This is a genomic window from Brevundimonas sp., from assembly GCF_041648115.1.
GTDB lineage: Bacteria > Pseudomonadota > Alphaproteobacteria > Caulobacterales > Caulobacteraceae > Brevundimonas.
Window position 1 is genome coordinate 94,243 of record NZ_JBAZPR010000011.1, and the last position, 21,427, is coordinate 115,669.

Genomic DNA, 21,427 nt, shown 5'->3' on the forward strand with positions numbered 1-21,427 from the left:
GTCTACTCCCGCCGCAGCAGCTTGTCGGTCAGCAGCGTGCCCCACCAGCCGGCCTTGAACTCGGCGCGGATCGCCTTGGGATCGTAGTCGGGGCTGTCGACCCAGTCGATGAAGCTGATCCCTAGAGGTTCGATCTCGGCGACGTATTTCTCCAGCGTATAATCCAGCACGCCCGTAAGCCCTTCGCGCGAGTGCAGGTATTTCTTCGACAGCTGTTTCATGGCGACCGAGATCGGTTCGCCCAGATGGAAGTGGCGATAGAAGACCGCCATCATCCCCGCCCGGTCCGCGCCGGACTTGCAGTGGATCAGCACCGGATACTGGATCGTCCTGAACAGCTCGCGCGCGCGGTGGATGCGCGCCGTCTCGGGCGGATCGCGGGAATCGAGCGGGGCGTCGATCAGGGCCAGGCCCAGCCGCTCGCAGGCCTCGCGCTCCAGCCAGTAATAGCCCTCGTCGCGCTCGCCGCGCAGGTTGATGACCGTGCGCACGCCCTTCTTCTTCCAATAGGCCAGTTGGCGCGGCGACGGCTGGTTCGTGCGCACCAGGTCCGGCCCCAGCCAGTGGGCGTTGGAAAAGACCACGCGCAAAAACGCGTGGTCCACCCAGAAATAATGCCAATGCGCCCGAAAACGGCCCATCGCGGTCGAGAGGTCGAAGCGCGCCATGCCCGCCAGATAGCGATCCGCAGCCGCCGCGTCACCTGTCCCGGCTTGACTTGAACCGCAAGCCGTCCGACCGAGAGCCGATGATCGCCCCCGCCTCCGAGTCCATGCCCCTGCGCGCCCTGCTGGCGCGGATCTGGCGCGACTATCTGTCCAAGCACAAGGGGTCGCTGATCCTGTCGGTGCTGTGCGCGGCGACGACGGGCCTGCTGACGGCGGCGCTGCTGAAGCTGCTGGAGCCGGCGATCAACGGCCTGTTCCTGGGCGGGACGAAGCCCATCAGCATCTTCGGCATCTTCAGCTTCCCCGCCGACAAGGCGGTGATCGGGATTCCGGCGGCCATACTGGCGGTGGCGATAGCGCGAACCCTGGCCGCGCTGGGCCAGGCGGCTTTGGTCAATCGGCTGGGCCACACCATCGTCGGCGACATCCAGATCCGCCTGTTCGGGGCCATGATCCGCGCCGACCTTGCCCGGTTGCGCAGCCAGCATTCGGGCGGCTTCGTCTCGTCGGTGCTGTTCGACGCCAATATGGTGCGCGAGGCCTTCACCTCGGGCGTGGTCAACTACACCCAGAACCTGCTGACCCTGATCGCGGTGCTGATCTATATGGGGTTCATCGACTGGCAGCTGACGATCGTCGTGCTGCTGGGCGTGCCGCTGGTGGCGCTGGTGCTGCGCCGGTTCGGGCGCAAGACACGCAAGGCCGCCGTCGGCGCCATGGCCGAGACTGAGAACCTGTCCACCGCCCTGATGGAGAACCTGGACGGGGTTCGCCTGATCAAGATCGAGAACCGCGAGGCCGCCGAACAGGACCGCGTCGCCGAGGTGGTGGCCCGTCGCCAGCGCCACGTCATCAAGGGCGCCAACGCCCGCGCCTTCGCCGGCCCTTCCAGCGACCTGATCGCCTATATCGTCGTCGCCGCCGTCATGGCCTATGCGGGCTGGCGGGCGCAGTCGGGCGAGATGACGGTGGGCGGGTTCGCCGCCTTCATCGGCATGCTGCTGGCGGCCGGTCAGGCCCTGCGTCAGGTGACCAATCTGGCGACGGTGATGAGCGAAGGTTTCACCGCCGCGCGTCGCCTGTTCGGCGCCCTGGACATCGAGGCCGAGATCCGCGAGGCGCCCGACGCCGCGCCCCTGGCTCCTGGCCCGGTCGAGGTGGTGCTGGACCAGGTGTCGTTCGCCTACGCCCCCGGCGGGGCGCCGACGCTGGATGCGGTGTCGTTGCGGGTCGCGCCGGGCGAGACGGTGGCCCTAGTCGGGCCGTCGGGCGGGGGCAAGAGCACGATCCTGAGCCTGCTGCCGCGCTTCTATGACGTGACGAGCGGGGCGGTGACGATCAATGGGCGCGACGTGCGGTCCCTGCGCATTCACGACCTGCGCGACCATATCGCCCTGGTGACGCAGGAGCCCTTCCTGTTCGATGACACCATCGCCGCCAACATCGCCTATGGCCGGCCGGGCGCGACGCAAGCCCAGATCGAGGAGGCCGCCCGATCCGCCGCCGCCCACGACTTCATCACCGCCTTGCCGCAAGGTTACGACACCCGCGCGGGCGAGGCGGGCCTGCGTCTGTCGGGGGGGCAACGCCAGCGGATCGCCATCGCCCGCGCCTTCGTCAAGGACGCGCCGATCCTGCTGCTGGACGAGGCGACCAGCGCGCTGGACACCGAGAGCGAGGCCTTGGTCCAGACGGCGCTGGAACGACTGATGCAAGGCCGCGCCACCCTGATGATCGCCCACCGCCTGTCCACCGTCAGGAACGCCGACCGCATCTATGTGATCGAGGCCGGCCGGGTGGTCGAGGAAGGGTCGCACGACGCCCTGGTCGCCCAAGGCGGCCTCTATTCGCGCCTGGCCCGCCAGCAGTCGCTGGACGGCGTTCAGCCCACGGTCGAGACCGTCGCGTGAGGCCGCTGCGCATTCCGGCCGTCCAGGCCAGCCTGTCCTTCATACTGGCCCACTGGATGCAGTTCTGCTTCGCCACCATGCGCTGGACCCATGAGAACCAGGGCGTGGCCGAAGGGGTCTGGGCCAAGGGCGGCGGCGTTCTGTGCGCCTTCTGGCATTCACGCATCGGACTGTCGCCGGCGTGCTGGCCGCTGAACCGGGCGCAGCCGGCCAAAGCGTTGATTTCCCTGTCGGCCGACGGTCAGTTCATCGCCAAGGCCGTGGCGCGCCAGGGCTTTCCCGCCATTCGGGGTTCGTCGTCGAACAAGGACAAGGCGGACCGGGACAAGGGCGGATCGCAGGCGCTGCGGGCTGGCCTGCGTCAGTTGAAGATCGGCGCCCTGGCCATCACGCCGGACGGCCCGCGCGGCCCGGCGCGCCAGATGGCCGAGGGCCTGCCGATGATGGCCAAGATTTCCAAGGCGCCGACCCTGTTCATCGGCATGTCGTGCAGTCCGGCGATTCGGCTGAAAAGCTGGGACCGGGCCATCCTGCCCCTGCCTTTCGCCAAGGGGGCCATCGTCTGGGACGTCGCCGACTTTCCGACCGTCGACGACCTGGAACAGGTTCGCCAGGACTGGGCCGCCCGGCTGAACGCCGTCGAGGCGCGGGCCGATGCGATCACGGGCCTCAAACCGTGACGCCGCCGCCGCTGATCGCCTATCGGCTGGCGACCCGCGCGCTGGAGCCGTTGGCGCCGCGCCTGCTGGACGCGCGCGCGCGGCGGGGCAAGGAAGACCCCGTGCGGGTGGACGAGCGGATGGGCTTCACCCGGACCGAGCGACCGGCGGGCGATCTGGTCTGGCTGCATGGCGTCAGCGTGGGCGAGAGCCTGTCGCTGCTGCCTGTGGTCGAGCGGTTGGTCAAAGCGCGGCCGGACCTGACCGTGCTGGTCACCTCCAGCACCGTGACCTCCGCCCACATCCTGGCTGAACGGCTGCCCGTGGGCGTGATCCACCAATATGCACCGGTCGATGCGCCAGGCGTGGTTGATCGGTTTCTGGACCATTGGCGGCCGAGCCTGGCGGTCTTCGTCGAGAGCGAGCTGTGGCCGAACCTGTTGCTGGAGGCGAAACGGCGGGACGTGAAACTGGCCCTGGTCAGCGCGCGCATCACCGAAAAGACGGTCGAGGGCTGGGCGCGGTTTCCGGCCTCGGCGCGGGCGTTGACCGGCGCCTTCGATCTGGTCCTGCCCCAGGATGCGGTCTCGGCCCAGCGGTTGGAGCGCCTGGGTGCCCGGATCGACGGCCTGGTGAACCTGAAGCTGTCCGGCGAGGCCCTGCCGCACGATCCCGCCGCCTTCAGCCGTTTGAGCGCCGCCATCGGCGACCGGCCGGTGATCGTCGCCGCCAGCACCCATGAGGGCGAGGAAGTCGCCATCGTGCGGGCGTTGGACAAGCTGGGCGACCGCGTCTGCCTGATCCTGGCGCCGCGCCATCCCGAGCGGGGGACGCACATCGCCCAGGCCCTCCAGCGCGAGGGATACGCCTTCGCCATGCGTTCGCGTGGCGAGACCATCGGGCCGGACACCGACATCTATCTGGCCGATACGCTGAACGAGATGGGCCTGTTCCTGCGGCTGGCCGATGTCGTGGTGATGGGCGGGTCGTTTGCGCCCGCCCTGGGCCTGCCGCCGGTCGGGGGGCACAATCCGCTGGAGCCGGCGCGACTGGGCAAGCCGACGATCACGGGGCCGGATGCGTCCAACTGGGCGCCGGTGACCTCGGCCCTGTCGGAGGCGGGCGGGCTGGTTCTGGTTCAGGCGCCGTCGGACCTGCCGGGCGTGATCGAACCGCTGCTGAGCGATCTGAACGCGGCCAAGGCCATGGGCGAGCGCGGACGACGCGCGGCAGTCGAGGCCGGCGGCGGGCTGGAGCGGTTGTGGGCGCTGCTGTCGCGGATAATGCCGCAGAGGCAGGCCCGGCGATGAAGCTGAATACGCCGCGCTGGTGGTATGTGCGCGACAGCAAGCACGCCCGGATGACGCGCACCGTGCTGAAGCCGCTGGGCTGGATTTGGGCCGGGGTGACGGCGCGTCGGATCGCGCAGACGGTTCCGGTCGACCCCGGCTGCGCGGTCATCTCGGTCGGCAATCTGACGGTGGGCGGATCGGGCAAGACGCCTGTGGCGCGCGAGACCCTGCGGCTGCTGCGGGCGGCGGGGGTGGAGGCGCAAGGCCTGTCGCGCGGATACGGCGGGCGGCTGGAAGGTCCGGTTCGGGTCGATCCTCAAATCCATACGGCCGAGGATGTCGGCGACGAGCCGCTGATGCTGGCCCAGGGTTCGCCGGTCTGGATCGCGAGGGATCGTGTGGCGGGCGCCCAGGCGGCGGTCGCAGGCGGGGCGCAGGCCCTGGTGCTGGACGACGGCCACCAGAACCCGGCGCTGAGGAAGACCGTCAGCCTGATCGTCGTGGACGGCGAGACGCGCGGCGACGAATGGCCGTTCGGGGACGGATCGGTCTTTCCCTCCGGCCCGATGCGCGAGCCGTTGAAGGCGGGGCTGGCGCGCGCCGACGCCGTGGTGGTCATGCTGCCGACCGATGTCGAGGACGCCGATCCCGAACTGCTGGCGGTGTTCGGCGCCCTGCCTGTCTTCGTCGCGCGCCTGACGCCCGAAGGGCCGCCGCCGTCCGGGCCTCAGGTCGGGTTCGCCGGCATCGCCAAGCCGTGGAAGGTCGAGCGGTCGCTGAAAGCGGCCGGCTGCGACCTGGCGGACTTCGTCCCCTTCCCCGACCATGCGGCCTATAGCGCCGAGAACATGAAGTTCCTGACCGACCGCGCGGCCGTCTATGACGCGGGCCTGGTCACGACGGAAAAAGACTGGGTCCGGCTGACGCCCGGCCAGCGCGCGCATGTCACGGCCTGGCCGGTCGTCGCCCGGTTCGAGGATGAGGCGGCTTTCGCCGCCTTCCTGACGAAGCGGATTCAGTCGGCGCGATAGACCACGCCGGACTTCATCACGAACCTCATCCGCTCCAGCTCGGTCACGTCCGTCAGCGGATCGCCCAAGACGGCCACGATATCGGCGGGCATGCCCGGCGCGATCTTTCCGGCCTCGTTCGAAATCCGCAGGTGTTCGGCGGCGCCGACGGTGGCGGCCTGGATGGCCTCCAGCGGCGTCAGGCCGGCGCGGACCAGAAGCGCGAACTCCTGGGCGTTGTCGCCGTGGGCCGAGACACCGCTGTCGGTGCCGAAGGCGATCTTGACCCCGCCCTCATGTGCGCGGCGCGCCATGTCCAGCATCTTGGGACCGGCCTCCAGCGCCTTGGCGGTCTGGGCGGGGGTGAAGAAGTTGTTCGGGCCAGACGCGACGCGGGCCACGAAATCGCCGGCCAGCAGGGTCGGGATCAGCCAGGCCCCGTTCGACTTGAACAGACGGATCGACTGGTCGTCCAGATAAGTGCCGTGTTCGATGGAATCGCCGCCCGCCCGCAAGAAGGCGTTGATGCCATCGACGCCGTGGGCGTGGGCGGTGACCTGACGGCCCATCCGGTGGGCGCTTTCGACGATGGCGCTCAGCTCGGGATCGCTGAACTGCTGGTTCAGGCCGGCGGCGGTGTTGGACAGGACGCCGCCCGTCGCGGTGATCTTGATAATGTCGGCCCCGGCGCGAACCTGGGTGCGGACGGCGCGCATGCAGTCCTCAGGCCCTGAACAGATGCTCTCGGACGACAGCAGGTGCATGACGTCCTCGCGATAGCCGTTGATGTCCCCGTGCCCGCCGTGGATCGACACCGACGATCCCGCCGCGATAATGCGCGGTCCCGGCACGTCGCCGGTCTTCACCGCATTCCTCAGCGCGAAGATGGCTTCGTTCGAGGCGCCCAGATCGGCGACCGTCGTGAAGCCGGCCATCAGGGTGCGGCGCGCGTAGCGTGCGCCGACCATGGCCTTGTCCGCATCGGACAGGGTGACCTGTTCCAGCCGCCCATTCGGGTTCTGCTGGCTGGTCAGGTGGACGTGGCTGTCGATCAGTCCGGGCAGGACGAAGGCCTGTCGCAGGTCAACGATCTGGCCTTGAGAGGCGTCGCCGACGAAGCCGTCGCGCACTTCGACGACCTGGTTCCCTCTGATCACGAGAGTTTTATCGCGCTGCACAACGCCGTTCGACGGGTCGGCCAGCAACCTTCCGGCCTCGACGAACGTTGTCGTGAGTTCGGACGAAACCCCAGCACCCGTGGGGCTTTGCTGAGCCTCAGCGCTCATGGCCGACGCCATCAGCGCCGCCAGTGCGATTCCGAAACGCTTCATCGTTTTCTCCCCGCGACACGTTGGCCGCAAAAATGCCCCACAAGGCTCAGGTTGCCTCGCCGGTAACCAACTGAAACAAACACGCCTCAAGACCAACCGCAACGAGGGCGTCGCATGCGGCTATCGAGACGAGGGCTAATTCTGGGTGGATCGGCCATGCTGGCGGGATGCGCCAGCGCAAGCGCCACGGCGCCGCTGACCACGGCTCAGACCGGAGCCCCGATCGCGATGCCTCAGGTCGGATTGCCGACCATCGAGACCACCGCCCTGACGCCCCCGCCGCTGGATCCGCGCGGTCATGTGCGCAAGGAACTGATGGAGCACGCCATGACGGCGCTGGACACCCATCACCGCCACCTGCCGCTGCGCGACCGGATGTATCTGGTCGATTTCAAGAAATTCTCGGGCGAAGAGCGCCTGTACGAAGTCGATCTGGTCGCCGGCGAGGTCAAGGTTCTGCGCACCTGTCACGGTCGCGGCTCGGACCCCAGCCATACTGGGTTCGCCCAGAGGTTCTCGAACACGCCGGATTCGAACATGTCCTCGGTCGGGGCCTACGCCACCGCCGGCGCCAACTGGGGCGCGCAGCAGGGGCCGAACGTCCTGCTGGACGGACTGGAATACTCCAACGACAAGGCGCGCGAGCGGGCCATCATTATCCACGGCGCCGACTATGCCGACCCGGACTTCCTGGCGCGCGAAGGCAAGCTGGGCCGCAGCTACGGCTGTTTCTCGGTCGCCCACACCGACCTGCCAGGCTTGCGCGAACGCATGGGCGAAGGCCGGTTGCTGTTCGCAGCGGCTTAAGGCTTAGCGCTCGGGCCGTCGAGCGGAGTGGCGAATGGTGACGACCTCCACCCGATCAGGCAAGATCGCGTATCGGATCAGATAGGGCTTCACGAGAGTCAGTTCGCGCGTTCCGTGGATTGCCGGTCGTCCTCTGTCGGCAAAATGCGCGAGACTCTCGGCAGCCGCCTTCAATCTAATGAAGAAGCGGGCCGCTGCGGCTGGGTTGAAGTCGGCGATGTAGAGGCTGATATCCTCAAGGTCGCTCAGCGCCTGATCCGTCCAGACGACTAGCCGCATTTGGGCCGGGGCAAAGGATTGGCTGTCGACCAGGATTCGACCCATCGCATGACGGTTTCATTATCGACGACCCGTCCTGCCGCTGCGTCCGCCAGACCCCGCAAGGTCGCCGCCTCGTCCGCCGCGTCGTCAGGCGTCGAAAACAGATCTTCGTCATCGTAATCGATTGCAGGATCAGCCATGGGCGAGACCCTATCACACCCCGCCGATACGGTCAGCCCCGCTCCAGCGCCCGCCAGCCGATGTCGGAGCGGTTGAAGCCGCCGGGCCAGTCGATCTTCTTGATGGCAGCATAGGCGCGCTCGCGGGCCTGGGCGATGTCATCACCCTCGGCGCAGACGTTCAGGACGCGACCGCCAGAGGCGGCCAGCAACCCGTCGTCGCGGCGCTTGGTCCCTGCATGGAAGACCTGGACGTGGGGGCCGAAGTCCTGATCAGCGCCGCGGATGATCGAACCTTCCAGCGGGCTGTCGGGATAGCCCTTGGCGGCCATGACCACGCAGATCACCGTCTGAGACTTGAAGGCCGGCGACGCCAGGCCCGAGACGTCGCCGCGCGCGCAGCCCAGCAGATAGGGGACGATATCGCCCGCCATCCGCATCATAAGCACCTGACATTCCGGGTCGCCGAAGCGGGCGTTGAACTCGACCACCTTAGGCCCGTCCTCGGTCGCCATCAGACCGGCATAGAGGACGCCGCGATACGGCGCGCCCTCCTCGGCCATCTTCTTGATGGTCGGCTGGACGATCAGGTCGTCGGCCTGCTGCACCAGGTCGGGCGTGAAGACGGGGGCGGGCGAATAGGCGCCCATGCCGCCGGTGTTCGGCCCCAGGTCGCCGTCGAAGGCGCGCTTGTGGTCCTGGGCGCCGCCGAACAACAGGGCGCGCTGGCCGTCGCACAGGGCGAACAGCGAGCCCTCCTCGCCGTCCATGAATTCCTCGATCACGACGCGGGCGCCGGCCGCGCCGAACCGGCCGCCCAGCATCCGCTCGATCTCGGCCTCGGCGTCGGGGCGGTCGGGGCTGATGGCGACGCCCTTGCCGGCGGCCAGACCGTCCGCCTTGATGACATAGGGCGGCTTGAACACGTCCAGCGCGGCCTTGGCGTCCTTGACCGTATCATAGACGCCGTAGCCGGCGGTCGGGATTTCGTGGCGTTCGAGGAAGGCCTTGGAAAAGGCCTTCGAGGTTTCCAACTGCGCCGCCTTGGCGGTGGGGCCGAAGCAGGGGATGCCGGCCGAGGCCAGACGGTCGGCCAGACCGGCGGCCAGAGCCACCTCGGGCCCGACGACGACCAGGTCGGCCTTGATCTCGCGCGCCAGGGCGGACAGGCCATCGGCGTCGTCGGCCTTGACGGCGCGAAGCTCGCACAGTTTCTCGATGCCGGGGTTGCCGGGGGCGGCGACCAGGCGCGTGACGAGCGGCGACTGGGCGATCTTCCAGGCCAGGGCGTGTTCGCGGCCGCCCGATCCGACGAGAAGAATGTTCATGAGACCGGGCAATGACCGGCCGTCGCCGGCCGGTCAAGCGCCCGTCGGGCTTAACGCCGAATTCAGCGTGCAGGCGGCGTCCAGGCCGGCAGGGCCTGAAGCTGGCCCGGCGTCAGATCGGTGACCAGATCCCTGTCGCCGTTGCGGTCGATCGGGGCCACGTCGGCGATCGGCACCAGCACCTTCATATCGCCCGGCCCCTCAAGCTCGACCACCAGATGGGTCAGGGCGCCAGAGGCGTCCAGCACCAGGGTTTCGACATCGCCCAGATCGACGTTGGCGCGCGAATACAGGTCCGCATCCTCCAACTGGTCGCGGGTCATGTTGAAGGCCAAGGCGGCGTTCGTCGCCGCCGTGTCGGCCTGTTGGTCCGGCAGGGCGACGGGCGCGGCGCCCGGCGCGGGCGCCTGGACGACATCGTCGTCGCGATCCGAACAGGCGGCGACGGCGCCGGTCAGGCAGAGGACGGCGGCGAGCGGAATGAGACGGTTCATGCGTTTCCTGACGGTCTAGAGCAGGGCCGAGACGACATAGACGCCCAGCCCCAAAAGAATGATGCAGCCGATGATCAGCCACGGGCTCATGGCGCCGCCGCCTCCGGCGCGACGTTCGAGGTCACGCTCATGCGGGTCCTGGTCGGACGGATCGGTTCCTTGCGGGTCGGCGGCCATGAAAGTCGAACGGCGCGGCGCGCGCGGCGTTCCCGCGCGGATCGACGCAGGCTAAGATGGTTGGATGAGCGACGACTCCTATGTGTTCGAGGGACCGGCCGAGGCCCCTGCCCCGCGCGACAACAATCCGCCCCTGTCGATCTCGGAGCTGTCCTTTGCGCTGAAGCGCACGCTGGAGGACCGGTTCGGCCATGTGCGGCTGAGGGGCGAGATCTCCAAGGTCAACCGCCACGCCTCGGGCCACATCTATCTGACGCTGAAGGACGACAAGTCGGCCATCGACGGCGTGGTGTGGAAGGGATCGGCGCGCGGCCTGGGCGTCCAACCCGAGGCCGGGCTGGAGGTCATCGTCACCGGAAAGATCACCTCCTATCCGGCCCGGTCGTCCTATCAGATCGTGATCGAGAGCATGGAGGCGGCCGGGGCCGGCGCCCTGCTGGCCCAGTTGGAGCGGCTGAAGCTTCGCCTGCGTGAGGACGGCCTGTTCGAGCCGGGCCGCAAGAAGGCCCTGCCCGCCTTCCCCGCGACCATCGGCGTGATCACCAGCCCGACCGGCGCGGTGATCCGCGACGTGCTGCACCGGATCGCCGAACGCTGGCCCTGCAGGGTCATCGTCTGGCCCGTGGTGGTTCAGGGCGAGGCCGCCAGCGGCCAGGTGTCGAACGCCATTCGCGGGTTCGACGCCATGACGTCGGACGGGCCGATCCCGCGCCCGGACCTGCTGATCGTCGCGCGGGGCGGCGGGTCGGTCGAGGATCTGTGGTGCTTCAACGACGAAAGCCTGGCGCGCACGGTGGCGGCGGCGCGCATCCCCATCATCTCGGCCGTGGGGCACGAGACGGACACGACCCTGATCGACTTCGTGTCGGATCGCCGGGCGCCGACGCCCACGGGTGCTGCCGAAATGGCGACGCCGGTTCTGGCGGACCTAAGATACGCCGTCGCCGACATGGATCGGCGCATGGTCCAGGCGGGCGGGCGGCTGATCGAGGATCGGCGCACGCGGCTGCGGGCCGTGGCGCGCGGCCTGCCGGCCCGGCCGGAAGATCTGCTAGCCCTGGCGCAACAACGGCTGGACCATGTTTCGAGCCGGCTGGGCTCGGGGCTGCAACGCAACGTCGCCCTGCACGAGCGGCATCTGGCGGTGACAGGCGGCAAGCTGAGCCCGGCCCTGCTGCGGACCCGGATCGAGCGCGGCCAGGACCGGCTTCGCGGCGCGGGCGACCGGCTGGGCGCGGCGCTCCAGGCGGGCGTGGCGCGCGGCGAACGGCGGCTGTTGCAGGTCTCGGCCCGCCTGTCGCCCGAGCCGCTGCACCGACGGCTGGATCAGCGCGAGGCCCGGCTTGCGGCCGTCGGCGCACGGCTGGACGGCGTCATGCCACGTCGGCTGGAGCGAGACGCCGACCGTCTGGCGGCCCTGTCGCGAGCGCTGACGACGCTGGATCCCGGACGACCCAAGCCCGGATTCGCCCGTGTCGAAGATTCGGACGGCGGCTGGATCACTTCGGCCAAGGCGCTGGAGGCCGGTCAGGCGGTTCGGCTGGTGTTCGGCGACGGGGCGCAGCCTGCTGTCATCGACGGCGGCGAACCCCGCCCGGCGGTGCCGCGTCCGATCGCCAAGCCCAAGCCGCCTGCGGCCGGTCAGGGCAGTCTGTTCTAGGGCGACCTGTTCCGGGGCGCCGTTTTCCGCTTCGCCCCGGCGCCGCTTCCTGCTAACCGCGCCGCATGAAGATCACGCGCCTCGCCGTCACCGCCTATGTGTTCGCCCTTCTGATCATCGTCCTGGATCAGTTGACCAAGGCCTGGATCATCAGCGGCGTGATGCTGCAGGAGGTCGGGCGCGTCCCCGTCCTGCCGCCGATCCTGAACTTCAGCTGGGTCGAGAACACCGGCGTCAGCTTCGGCCTGTTCGGCGGTGGCGAAGCGCGCTGGGGCCTGGCGATCTTCTCCATCCTCGTCTCGGCGGGCCTGGCCTGGTGGGCGACCCAGTCGAACCGTCGCCTGCTGATCACCGCCATCGGTTTCGTCATGGGCGGGGCGCTGGGCAATGTGATCGACCGCATCCGCTTCGGCTATGTGGTCGACTTCATCGACTTCTCGGGCACGGGCGTCTTCCCCTGGGTGTTCAACGTCGCCGACAGCGCCATCACCATCGGCGTAGTCCTGCTGATTCTGGACAGCCTGATCTCCGACAAGCCCGCGAAAGCCTGAAGCGGCTTTCCATTTTTCGAGCCTGATTCACGGCCTCGGCGGGATCGCCGCCTCGGCCGATCAGGCTCCGAGGTTGGCGTAGCCCCCGAAAAGTCGTAATCACCCCGTCTTCACTATGCCAACAACGCCCTTGCGGCGTTTCGTGCATCAGCCGACCAGAGCCTGAAACCATGCGTATCCGCAGTGTCGCCGTCCTGACCCTCGTCGCCTCCTCCGCACTGGCCGTCTCGGCCTGTGGCAGCCTGAAGCAGGGCATCGGCCTGACCAAGGTCGTGCCGGACGAGTTCGTCACCGTCTCCACCGCCCCGCTCAGCATTCCGCCCGAGTACGGCCTGCGTCCGCCCGCACCGGGCCAGCCGCGCCCGCAGGAACTGGCCCCCGAAAGCGCTGCGCGCCAGATCCTTCTGGGTCAGCGCCAGGCCGTCACCCGCACGCCGGGCGAGCAGGTCCTTGTGGCCCAGGCCGGCGGCGAACAGGCCGATCCCCTGGCCCGCTACGTCGTCGATGACGAGTTCGGCGACCTGGCGCACAAGGACGAAAGCTTCGCCAACCGCCTGATGTTCTGGCGCAAGGACGACGCCTCGACCCAGGCCCCCACCACGCGTCAGACCGCCGAAGGCCAGAAGACCATCGACGCCACGACCGAGGCCGCACGCCTCCAGGCTCTGACCGGCGGCCAGCAGGCCATCACGATCCAGCCGCGCCGCAGCGGCGGTTTCAAGCTGCCCGGCCTGTAGGACCGGAAGCCGACGGACGCTTGCCACGGCGGCGTCCGTCCTTATTGTAAACGGACTTGATCAGGAGCCGTTTGCATGACCGAACCCAACGACATCGCCGCCCTGTCCGGGGTCGAGCAGCTTCGCCTGGGCCTGAACGGCGGTTTTATCGCGCCCATCGCCCGCACCGTCGGTTTCGAATTGACCGAGGTCGAGGAAGGCCGCGTGGTGTTCGAGGCCATCCCCACCGCCGCCGTCTACAATCCGCTGGGCACGGTTCACGGCGGCTGGATCGCGACGGTTCTCGATTCCGCCTGCGGCTGCGTGGTCCATTCGACGCTGCGACCAGGCCAGACCTATACGACGCTTGAGCTGAAGACCGTCTTTCACAAGGCGCTGAGCGCAGGGACGCCGGTGCGGGCCGAAGGGCGGATCGTCCAGGCCGGTCGCCGCGCCGCCTTCGCCGAGGCCGATCTGCGCGGGCTGGACGGCCGGCTGTATGCGACCGCGACCTCGACCTGTCTGGTCATGGACCGCTAAGCGCAGCGAAGGTTTGCCGCGCCTCGCTTTAGCCGCTATCAGCGGCGAGCGTTGATGATCGGCCGCCGATCATCGTGCGCCCTCTCTCGCTGTCGGAAAAATAAGCTGATGCGTCGCGTGTTCACCGCCCTGGCCGCCCTCTCGATTGCGGCCTCCGTCCTGCCCGTCGCCGCCGAGGCCCAGATGTCTCAACGCCAGCGCGGCGGACAGCAGCGGCCGGCGTCGGGCGAGCAAGCCGCCCCCAGCCGTGCGCCGCGCATCGCGCCCTTGCGCCGCCGCGCCAACGCCGGCCCATGCCCCTATGTGAAGATCCTCTACGAGGCGGCTCGCTACGTCGAACTGGAGGGGGGGCGCGCCGCCATTTCCAACGTCGGCTATACCGGCGAGATCGAAGGCATTTCGTCGGACTGCGTATACCGCGAGGCCGATCCGATTCGCGTCGATATGAATGTGCTGTTCAACCTGGGGCGTGGGCCTCAGGCGACCGGCGACCAGCGCACCTATCGCTACTGGATCGCGGTGACCGAGCGGAACAACGCCATCCTGTCCAAGGAATATTTCGACCTGCCGGTGAACTTCGCGGGCCAACAGACGGCCTCGGTCAACGAAGAACGCACCATCGTCATCCCCCGCGCAGGCGTGGACACCAGCGGCGGCAACTTCGAGATCCTGGTCGGTTTCGACGTGACGCCGGAAATGGCCGAGTTCAACCGCTCCGGCAGCCGCTTCCGCGTCAACGCCGGCGCGACGCCGGCCGCCCCCGCCCCTGCCGCCGCACCGAGCGAATAAATGGCTGATCTGAAGACCGTCCTTAGCGAAGCGGTCGCCGCCGCCTTCGCCGCCGAAGGCGTGGATGCGGCCCTGGCGCGCGTCACCCCGTCGGACCGCCCCGACCTGGCCGACTTTCAATCCAACGGCGCCCTGGCCGCCGCCAAGGCGCTGAAGGCCAATCCGCGCGAACTGGCGACCCGGATCGCCGACCGCCTGACGGCCGATCCGCGCTTCACCTCGGTCGAAGTGGCGGGGCCGGGCTTCATCAATCTGAAGCTCTCTGACGCGCTTCTGTCCGAACGCGCCGCCGAGGTCGCGGCCGACGCCGAGCACGCCGGCGCCGCCGTCGTCGCCGATCCGCGCAAGGTCGTCATCGACTTCGGCGGTCCGAACGTGGCCAAGCCGATGCACGTCGGCCACCTGCGCAGCGCCATCATCGGCGAGAGCCTGAAGCGGCTGTTCCGTTTCCGCGGCGATCACGTCACCGGCGACGCCCACTTCGGCGACTGGGGTTTCCAGATGGGGCTTCTGATCGTCGCCTGCGGCGACGAAGACCTGGCCGACGCCTTCATGGTCGAGGGCGACGGTCCCTTCCCGGCCGAAACGCCCGTCACCCTGGCCGACCTCGACCGGCTGTATCCGCTGGCCGCAGGCAAGGCCAAGGAGGACCCCGCCTTCCGCGACCGCGCCCGCAAGGCGACGGCGGAACTGCAGAACGGCCGCCCCGGCTATCGCGCGCTGTGGCAACATTTCGTAGCCGTCAGCCGCGAGGCGCTGAAACGCGAATACGGCGACCTGTCGGTCGATTTCGACCTTTGGAACGGCGAGAGCGACGCCGACCCTCAGATGCCCGAAATGCTGGCGCATTTGAAGGACACCGGCCTGCTGGTCGAGGACGACGGCGCCCAGGTGGTTCACGTGGCCAAGCCCGGCGAGACGCGCAAGAAGAAGCTGGCCGACGGCTCGGTGATCGAGGCCCCGTCTCCTCCGCCCCTGCTGGTCATCAGCTCGGAAGGCTCGGCCATGTACGGCACGACCGACCTGGCCACGATCCTGGATCGCAAGAAGGCTCTGTCGCCCGACCTGGCCCTCTATGTCGTCGACGAACGCCAGGCCGAGCATTTCGAACAGGTGTTTCGCGCCGCCTACTTGGCCGGTTATGCCGTTGAGGACGCGCTGGAGCATCTCGGCTTCGGCACCATGAACGGCCAGGACGGCAAGCCCTTCAAGACCCGCGCGGGAGGCGTGCTGAAGCTGCGCGACCTGATCGACCAGGCGACGGACAAGGCGCGCGAACGGTTGCACGAAGCCAAGCTGGGCGACGACCTGTCGCCGCAGGAGTTCGAGGCCATCGCGCACAAGGTGGCCATCGCCGCCCTGAAGTTCGCCGACCTGTCGAACGCGCGGACCACCAGCTACGTCTTCGACCTCGACCGCTTCATGAGCTTCGAGGGCAAGACGGGCCCCTATCTGCTGTACCAGTCGGTGCGGATCAAATCCCTGCTGCGCAAGGGTGCCGAACAGGGGCTGACGCCCGGCGCCATCGTCATCGCCGAACCGGCCGAGCGCGACCTGGCCCTGACGCTGGACGCCTTCAACACCGCCGTGTCCGACGCCTACGACAAGCGGATGCCGCACCTGGTGGCCGAGCACGCCTATCGCGTGGCGCAGTCCTTTTCGAAATTCTACGCCGCCTGCCCGGTGCTGATCGCGCCGGATGAGGCGACCAAGCGTTCGCGCCTGGCCCTGTCGGCGACGGCGCTGCGCCAGCTGGAAATCGCGCTGAACCTGCTGGGAATCGACACGCCGGAGCGGATGTAGCGGGCGATCGCTCCGCATGCTATATTTGCTAGCAGATGGAGATCGCCATGCCTGCCAACCTTCATGTCCGCAACGTGCCTGATGAAATCGCACGGCGGATCAAGGTGCGCGCCGTCCAGAACGGCCGTTCCGCCGAGGCCGAGCATCGTGCGGCGCTGGAGCAGGTGTTCGGCGGGTTGGGCAAGGACGAATGGCTGAGACGCGCCGACGCCCTGCGCGCCTCGATCCTCGCCCGCAGAGGCGGTGAACTGCTGCCGTCCTCCGTTGATTTGATCCGCGAAGATCGAGACAAACGGTGATTGTGATCGACGCCAGCGTCGTCATCACCGCTCTTTTGCCAGAGGCCGAAAGCCCGGTCGCCAGGACGCTCATAGCGACAGAGGTCTGCGTCGCACCCGATCTTATCATCAGCGAATGCATCAACGCGCTTTGGAAGAACGTCAAACTAAGCCGCATCCTGGTCGCAGAGGCTGAGATCGCTCTCGAAACCCTGCCAAACCTCGGCATCAGCCTGATGGCGGGGCGAGAGCTAGCCGATCGCGCTTTTGAACTGGCCGTCGCCCTGGATCATCCCGCCTACGATTGCTTCTATCTCGCTCTGGCGGAAAGTCAGAGCGCTCCACTTTTCACCCAAGACGGACGTTTCCTGCGCAAGACACAAGGCTCAGGGGTTTCAAAAGCGGACGTACGCCTGCTCGACTCGGTAAGCCAATGACTGACCTCAACGCCTATATCGCCGGCCTGCCCAAGGCTGAACTGCACTTGCACATCGAGGGCAGCTTGGAGCCCGAGCTGATGTTCGAACTGGCGCAGCGGAACGGCGTCGCCATTCCTTACGACAGCGTCGAGGCCGTTCGGGCGGCCTATGATTTCTCGAACCTGCAGGACTTTCTGGACATCTATTATGCAGGCGCCGCAGTCCTGCTGACGCGCCGGGATTTCGAGGATCTGGCCTTCGCCTATTTCCAGCGCGCGGCCGCCGACAATGTGCGCCACGCCGAAATCTTCTTCGATCCCCAGACCCATACTGACCGGGGCGTGCCCTTCGGCGTGGTGGTCGAGGGGCTGATCGCGGGCATGGACCGGGCCAAGGCCGAACTGGGCGTCAGCAGCGGCCTGATCCTCAGCTTCCTGCGTCACCTGACCGAAGACGAGGCCTTCGCGACCCTGGAGGCGGCCAAGCCCTATCTGCATCATTTCATCGGGGTGGGGCTGGATTCGTCGGAGGTCGGTCACCCGCCGTCCAAGTTCCAGCGCGTCTTCGCCGCAGCCCGCGACCTGGGCCTGAAACTGTGCGCCCACGCCGGTGAGGAGGGTCCGCCCGCCTATGTGCACGAGGCGCTGGACCTGTTGAACATCGACCGGATGGACCACGGCAATCGCTCGATGGAGGACGAGGCGTTGATCGAACGGCTGGCGCGCGAGCAGATGACCCTGACCGTCTGCCCGCTATCGAACTTGAAACTGTGCGTCGTTGACGACCTGAAGGATCACCCCGTGCCCGAAATGCTGCGCCGGGGCCTGCACGTCACCCTGAACTCGGACGACCCGTCCTATTTCGGCGGCTATGTGAACGACAACTACAGCCGGTTGGCTGAGGCCGTCGGCCTGACGCGCGAGCAGGTGACGCAACTGGCGAAGAACAGTTTCGAGGGGGCGTTCCTGAGCGAGGCGGACAAGGCGGCGTTCGTGGCTGAGGTCGAGACCTACGCGCAACGCCAATGACAGTCATTCAAGTCACGCTGTCCATTGGTCTATGGTTGAGCATGGCGACCGGTCTCCTGGCTGCGCTTGGGGCGCATCTAGCCGCCGACCACAGCAAGCGAAACGGGATCGTCCCAAAGCGTACGTCGGACTTTTTCGATTTTTCGAAAGACGTCTTCTACTTCGGCATTGGGCCATCTTTTCATGCCATTTTTTCGGACGTCCATCGTCGCTATGAAAGCCGCTTCATAACGCGCTGCATCTACGCGGCTAGGACCGGATTCGTGCTGGCTCCAGCCTTTGTTGTCGCGCTTGTAATCAGCGCCTTTCTGAGCTGAGGCCCATTTCCAACGCCTGCATGTTCCTGATATGTTCCTTGGATGGAGCTGGCGAGAACACAGGCGGAAGACGCCGCTGGCCTTCGCTGGCTGTTCGTAGATCTGAACGCCTTCTTCGCCAGCGTTGAACAGCAGATGAACCCGGAGTGGCGTGGAAAGCCCGTCATCGTCCGGCCGGCCGAGAGCGAATACACCGGCGCCATCGCCGCCAGCTATGAGAGCAAGGCCTGGGGCGTCCATACCGGAATGCGGGTGTCGGAGGCGCGCAAACTGTGCCCCGGCCTGATCGTCGCCGAGGCGCGGCCCGATCTGTATGTCGCCGTCCACAAGAAAATCATGGCCGAGATCGACCGCCATATTCCGGTGTGGAAAATCGGCTCCATCGATGAATGTTCGTGCGAATTGATCGGCCCGGAGCGTCTGGAGGCGAACGCCGTCGCCTTGGCCCGAAGGATACAGGCGGGCATTCTGGAGAATGTCGGCGACTGTCTGCGGTCGTCCATTGGACTGGCGCCGTCGCGGTTTTTGGCCAAGACCGCCTGTGGCATGAAGAAGCCCGCCGGGCTGACGATTCTCAGGGCGAACGAACTGCCCGGCGCGTTGCTGGACCTGCCGCTGTCGAAATATCCGGGCATAGGATCGCGTATGCGACTGCGGCTGGAGGCGGCGGGCGTCACGGACACCGCCGGCCTGTGGGCCATGAGCGCGAAACAGGCCCGCGCAGTCTGGAACAGCATCGAGGGCGAACGCATCTGGCGCGGCCTGCACGGCCTGGACAGCGAACCGACGCCGGAGAAGCCGCCCGCCTCCATCAGCCACAGCCACGTCCTGGCCCAGGCCATGCGGACCCCGGACAAGGCGCGCGCCGTGGCGCGGCGGCTGGTGGTCAAATGCGGGGCGCGACTGCGGCGGATGGGTCTGACCGGGGCGAGCCTGACCCTGCATCTGGACATGGGGCCGAAGACCACGCCGAGAAGCGGCCGGCGTGGCTGGGAGACGGCGGCGATGAGTTGCGCCGTCGCGCCGACGCAGGACACCTTCGCCCTGCTGACCGCGCTGGACAGCCTGTGGCGCAAGGTCGAGCCTGAACTGGAGGCCGGGCGGCTGAGCTATGTCGGGGTCGGGGTTCATGGGCTGAAATCCCGCGACGCCTTCGAGACGGACCTGTTCGATACCGGCCCGGACCAAGGCGGCGAGGCCCCGTCCCTGCGCCTGTCCCAGGCGCTGGACGCGCTGAACCGCCGCTACGGCAAGGACACCGTCAGCATCGGCCCCAAGGCGGGTCTGCCCGAATATATCGGCGCCAAGATCGCCTTCACCCGCATCCCGGAGGCGGAGGATTTCTGGGAGTAGATTGTCCCCTTTCGTCATCCTCCGGCAAGCCGCTTGCGGCGCAGACCGGGGGACCCAGCGGCGCGCGTTAGCGCGAACCTGTCGAGCGTTCGCTGTTCGACGGTGGTGCGGCGGACGCATCGCCTTCGGCGCCGCTGGGTCCCCCGGTCGCTTCGCGCCGGAGGATGACGAAAAAAGAGATCAGCCGAAGAGTGATGCCGCCTCGATCTCCACCACCCCCAGCGCTTGGAAACTGTCCCGCGCCGTCGCTTCGGTCGGCGGGGCGATAGCGCGGCTGGCGTCCGAAATCACAACGGTCTCAAAGCCCAGCCGAACCGCGTCCTCGGCGGTGAAGCGGACGCAGTAGTCGAAGGCCAGGCCCGCGAGGAAGACGCGGGTCACGCCCAGGTCACGCAACAGGCCGGCGAGGCCCGTCGCGGTGCGATGGTCGTTCTCGAAGAAGCCGGAATAGGAATCGACCGCCGGATTATAGCCCTTGCGGATCACGGCCAGGGCCTTCTCGACCGTCGGGGCGACATCGGGATGGAAGACGGCGCCGGGCGATCCCTGAATGCAATGATCCGGCCACAGCATCTGGCGACCGTAACCGACTTCGATCTCGGTGAAGGGCGTCGCGCCGGGGTGGTTGGAGGCGAACGAAATCTGGTCCGGCGTATGCCAGTCCTGGGTCACGACCACCCGATCGAACCGCTCGGCCAGCCGGTTGATCAGCGGCATGATCGCCGCCCCGCCCTCGACCGCCAGACTGCCGCCCTCGCAGAAGTCGTTCTGCGGGTCGATGACCAGAAGCGCGTCTGTCGCGGCGATCTTCATCAGACGCCCGCGTAGGCGTCGATCTCGTTGGCCGAGCCCAGCGCGACCGGGATACGTTGGTGCAGATGCTCGGGCTGCACGTCCAGGATCGCCTGCTGTCCGTCCGTCGTCGCCTTGCCGCCGGCCTGTTCGACCAGGAAGGCCATCGGATTGCCTTCGTACATCAGGCGCAGCTTGCCGGGCTTGTTCGGCTCCCGCCTGTCCCACGGATAGAGGAAGACCCCGCCGCGCATCAGGATGCGGTGAACGTCTGCGACCATGGCCGCGACCCAGCGCATGTTGAAGTTCTTGCCGCGCGGACCGTCCTCGCCCTTCAGCAGGTCGCCGACATAGGTCTGCACCGGCTCGGACCAGTGGCGCAGGTTCGACATGTTGATCGCGAACTCCCTAGTGTCCGGCGAGATGGAGATGTCGTCGTGGGTCAGCAGCCAGTCGCCGTCGTTCGACAGGGTGAACCCCTTCACGCCCGCTCCGGTCGTCAGCACCAGCATGGTCTGCGGTCCATAGACGGCATAGACGGCGGCCACCTGATTGCGGCCCGGCTGCAGGAAGTCGGCCTCGGTCGGCGTCGCGGTCGCGGACTTCAGCACCGAGACGATGGTGCCGACGGGGGCGTTGATGTCGATGTTGGACGAACCATCCAGCGGGTCGAACAGGACCAGATATTCGCCGGCCGGATTGGTCGCGGGCTGGACCTCGTCCATCTCCTCGGACGCGACGCCGGCGACGGCGGGGCTGGCCAGCAGCGCGTCGGTCAGCATGTCGTTGGTCATGACGTCGAGCTTCTTCTGCTCCTCGTCCTGGACGTTGATCCGGCCAGAAGCGCCCAGCGCCCCGGCAAGGGCACCGCCTGCAACGACATCGCTGATCTCGGCGCAGGTCGCGGCGACGACGGTCAGGACCGTCTTCAGACCCTCGGGCGCATCCAGGGCGGCGATATGGGCGTCGAGGCTTGTGCGGGTCATGCGGTCGATCCGGTTCTGAAGGTCGCCCGTTCTTGGCGGGCGAGACGCCACACCGCAAGAAAAACCCTCTCCCGTTGGG

General features: G+C 67.6%; 24 protein-coding genes. 16 read left to right on the forward strand and 8 right to left on the reverse strand.

Translation table 11 applies throughout. The features are described 5' to 3' along the window. Positions 1-2 precede the first annotated feature (2 nt). Positions 3-668: a tyrosine-protein phosphatase gene (locus WC597_RS11645; protein ID WP_372693462.1), complete on the reverse strand. Its 666-nt coding sequence runs from the start codon at positions 666-668 to the stop codon at positions 3-5. 80 nt (positions 669-748) lie between these two features. Between WC597_RS11645 and WC597_RS11650 the strand changes: the two genes are divergently transcribed. Genes WC597_RS11650 through lpxK form a run of 4 tightly spaced genes read left to right on the forward strand, consistent with a single transcriptional unit; the run spans position 749 to position 5,560 of the window. Then, positions 749-2,578, forward strand: a complete 1,830-nt coding sequence (locus tag WC597_RS11650; RefSeq protein WP_372693463.1) for an ABC transporter ATP-binding protein — start codon at positions 749-751, stop codon at positions 2,576-2,578. Beyond that, complete coding sequence (locus tag WC597_RS11655; protein WP_372693464.1) at positions 2,575-3,258, forward strand: lysophospholipid acyltransferase family protein; 684 nt, start codon at positions 2,575-2,577, stop codon at positions 3,256-3,258. Before WC597_RS11650 ends, WC597_RS11655 begins: the two co-directional genes overlap by 4 nt. Continuing rightward, positions 3,255-4,547: a 3-deoxy-D-manno-octulosonic acid transferase gene (locus tag WC597_RS11660; RefSeq protein ID WP_372693465.1), complete on the forward strand. Its 1,293-nt coding sequence runs from the start codon at positions 3,255-3,257 to the stop codon at positions 4,545-4,547. Before WC597_RS11655 ends, WC597_RS11660 begins: the two co-directional genes overlap by 4 nt. Next, on the forward strand, positions 4,544-5,560 hold the full coding sequence (gene lpxK, locus WC597_RS11665) for a tetraacyldisaccharide 4'-kinase (RefSeq protein WP_372693466.1): 1,017 nt from the start codon (positions 4,544-4,546) through the stop codon (positions 5,558-5,560). The genes WC597_RS11660 and lpxK overlap by 4 nt, the downstream gene beginning before the upstream one ends. Here the strand turns inward: lpxK and WC597_RS11670 are convergent. After that, positions 5,545-6,870 carry an amidohydrolase family protein gene (locus tag WC597_RS11670; RefSeq protein ID WP_372693467.1) on the reverse strand — a complete coding sequence of 442 codons (1,326 nt, stop codon included), beginning with the start codon at positions 6,868-6,870 and terminating at the stop codon, positions 5,545-5,547. The two genes, lpxK and WC597_RS11670, sit on opposite strands and share 16 nt — an antisense overlap. A 114-nt stretch (positions 6,871-6,984) precedes the next feature. Here WC597_RS11670 and WC597_RS11675 point away from each other — a divergent pair, with 114 nt between their 5' ends. After that, positions 6,985-7,677: a murein L,D-transpeptidase catalytic domain family protein gene (locus WC597_RS11675; protein WP_372693468.1), complete on the forward strand. Its 693-nt coding sequence runs from the start codon at positions 6,985-6,987 to the stop codon at positions 7,675-7,677. 3 nt (positions 7,678-7,680) lie between these two features. On the opposite strand, the gene WC597_RS11680 is transcribed toward WC597_RS11675, so the two are convergent. From WC597_RS11680 to WC597_RS11695, 4 genes are all read right to left on the reverse strand, one after another. Next, entirely contained in the window at positions 7,681-8,001 is a 321-nt protein-coding gene (locus tag WC597_RS11680) for a type II toxin-antitoxin system RelE/ParE family toxin (RefSeq protein ID WP_372693469.1), read from the reverse strand. Positions 8,002-8,170: 169 nt separating this feature from the next. Next, positions 8,171-9,445 (reverse strand): phosphoribosylamine--glycine ligase, encoded by a 1,275-nt coding sequence (gene purD, locus WC597_RS11685; protein WP_372693470.1) that lies wholly within the window; start codon positions 9,443-9,445, stop codon positions 8,171-8,173. Positions 9,446-9,507: 62 nt separating this feature from the next. Then, positions 9,508-9,939: a hypothetical protein gene (locus tag WC597_RS11690; RefSeq protein WP_372693471.1), complete on the reverse strand. Its 432-nt coding sequence runs from the start codon at positions 9,937-9,939 to the stop codon at positions 9,508-9,510. A 15-nt stretch (positions 9,940-9,954) separates the two neighbouring features. Further along, positions 9,955-10,116 (reverse strand): hypothetical protein, encoded by a 162-nt coding sequence (locus tag WC597_RS11695; RefSeq protein ID WP_372693472.1) that lies wholly within the window; start codon positions 10,114-10,116, stop codon positions 9,955-9,957. 64 nt (positions 10,117-10,180) lie between these two features. Between WC597_RS11695 and xseA the strand changes: the two genes are divergently transcribed. The 11 genes from xseA to WC597_RS11750 all read left to right on the forward strand — a co-directional run bounded on the left by xseA (position 10,181) and on the right by WC597_RS11750 (position 19,570). Next, positions 10,181-11,776 carry an exodeoxyribonuclease VII large subunit gene (gene xseA, locus WC597_RS11700; protein WP_372693473.1) on the forward strand — a complete coding sequence of 532 codons (1,596 nt, stop codon included), beginning with the start codon at positions 10,181-10,183 and terminating at the stop codon, positions 11,774-11,776. Between the two features lie 65 nt (positions 11,777-11,841). Next, positions 11,842-12,327, forward strand: a complete 486-nt coding sequence (lspA, locus tag WC597_RS11705; RefSeq protein ID WP_372693474.1) for a signal peptidase II — start codon at positions 11,842-11,844, stop codon at positions 12,325-12,327. A 170-nt stretch (positions 12,328-12,497) separates the two neighbouring features. Beyond that, positions 12,498-13,064, forward strand: coding sequence for a DUF3035 domain-containing protein (locus WC597_RS11710; RefSeq protein WP_159849999.1), 567 nt, complete (start codon positions 12,498-12,500; stop codon positions 13,062-13,064). A gap of 75 nt (positions 13,065-13,139) precedes the next feature. After that, a complete protein-coding gene (locus tag WC597_RS11715) occupies positions 13,140-13,583 on the forward strand; it encodes a PaaI family thioesterase (RefSeq protein ID WP_372693475.1) in 444 nt (147 codons plus the stop codon). Between the two features lie 108 nt (positions 13,584-13,691). Then, positions 13,692-14,372 carry a Tat pathway signal sequence domain protein gene (locus WC597_RS11720; protein ID WP_372693476.1) on the forward strand — a complete coding sequence of 227 codons (681 nt, stop codon included), beginning with the start codon at positions 13,692-13,694 and terminating at the stop codon, positions 14,370-14,372. Next, entirely contained in the window at positions 14,373-16,175 is a 1,803-nt protein-coding gene (gene argS / locus WC597_RS11725) for an arginine--tRNA ligase (protein WP_372693477.1), read from the forward strand. It abuts the gene before it with no gap. 47 nt (positions 16,176-16,222) lie between these two features. After that, positions 16,223-16,474, forward strand: coding sequence for a hypothetical protein (locus WC597_RS11730; protein WP_372693478.1), 252 nt, complete (start codon positions 16,223-16,225; stop codon positions 16,472-16,474). After that, positions 16,471-16,890, forward strand: a complete 420-nt coding sequence (locus WC597_RS11735) for a type II toxin-antitoxin system VapC family toxin (protein WP_372693479.1) — start codon at positions 16,471-16,473, stop codon at positions 16,888-16,890. The genes WC597_RS11730 and WC597_RS11735 overlap by 4 nt, the downstream gene beginning before the upstream one ends. After that, positions 16,887-17,900 (forward strand): adenosine deaminase, encoded by a 1,014-nt coding sequence (locus WC597_RS11740; protein ID WP_372693480.1) that lies wholly within the window; start codon positions 16,887-16,889, stop codon positions 17,898-17,900. Before WC597_RS11735 ends, WC597_RS11740 begins: the two co-directional genes overlap by 4 nt. After that, a complete protein-coding gene (locus tag WC597_RS11745) occupies positions 17,897-18,217 on the forward strand; it encodes a hypothetical protein (RefSeq protein WP_372693481.1) in 321 nt (106 codons plus the stop codon). Before WC597_RS11740 ends, WC597_RS11745 begins: the two co-directional genes overlap by 4 nt. Before the next feature lie 42 nt (positions 18,218-18,259). Next, positions 18,260-19,570 (forward strand): type VI secretion protein ImpB, encoded by a 1,311-nt coding sequence (locus WC597_RS11750; RefSeq protein ID WP_372693482.1) that lies wholly within the window; start codon positions 18,260-18,262, stop codon positions 19,568-19,570. Positions 19,571-19,750: 180 nt separating this feature from the next. On the opposite strand, the gene pncA is transcribed toward WC597_RS11750, so the two are convergent. Next, on the reverse strand, positions 19,751-20,383 hold the full coding sequence (gene pncA / locus WC597_RS11755) for a bifunctional nicotinamidase/pyrazinamidase (RefSeq protein WP_372693483.1): 633 nt from the start codon (positions 20,381-20,383) through the stop codon (positions 19,751-19,753). Next, positions 20,383-21,348 carry a class 1 fructose-bisphosphatase gene (locus tag WC597_RS11760; protein ID WP_372693484.1) on the reverse strand — a complete coding sequence of 322 codons (966 nt, stop codon included), beginning with the start codon at positions 21,346-21,348 and terminating at the stop codon, positions 20,383-20,385. The genes pncA and WC597_RS11760 overlap by 1 nt, the downstream gene beginning before the upstream one ends. Positions 21,349-21,427 lie beyond the last annotated feature (79 nt).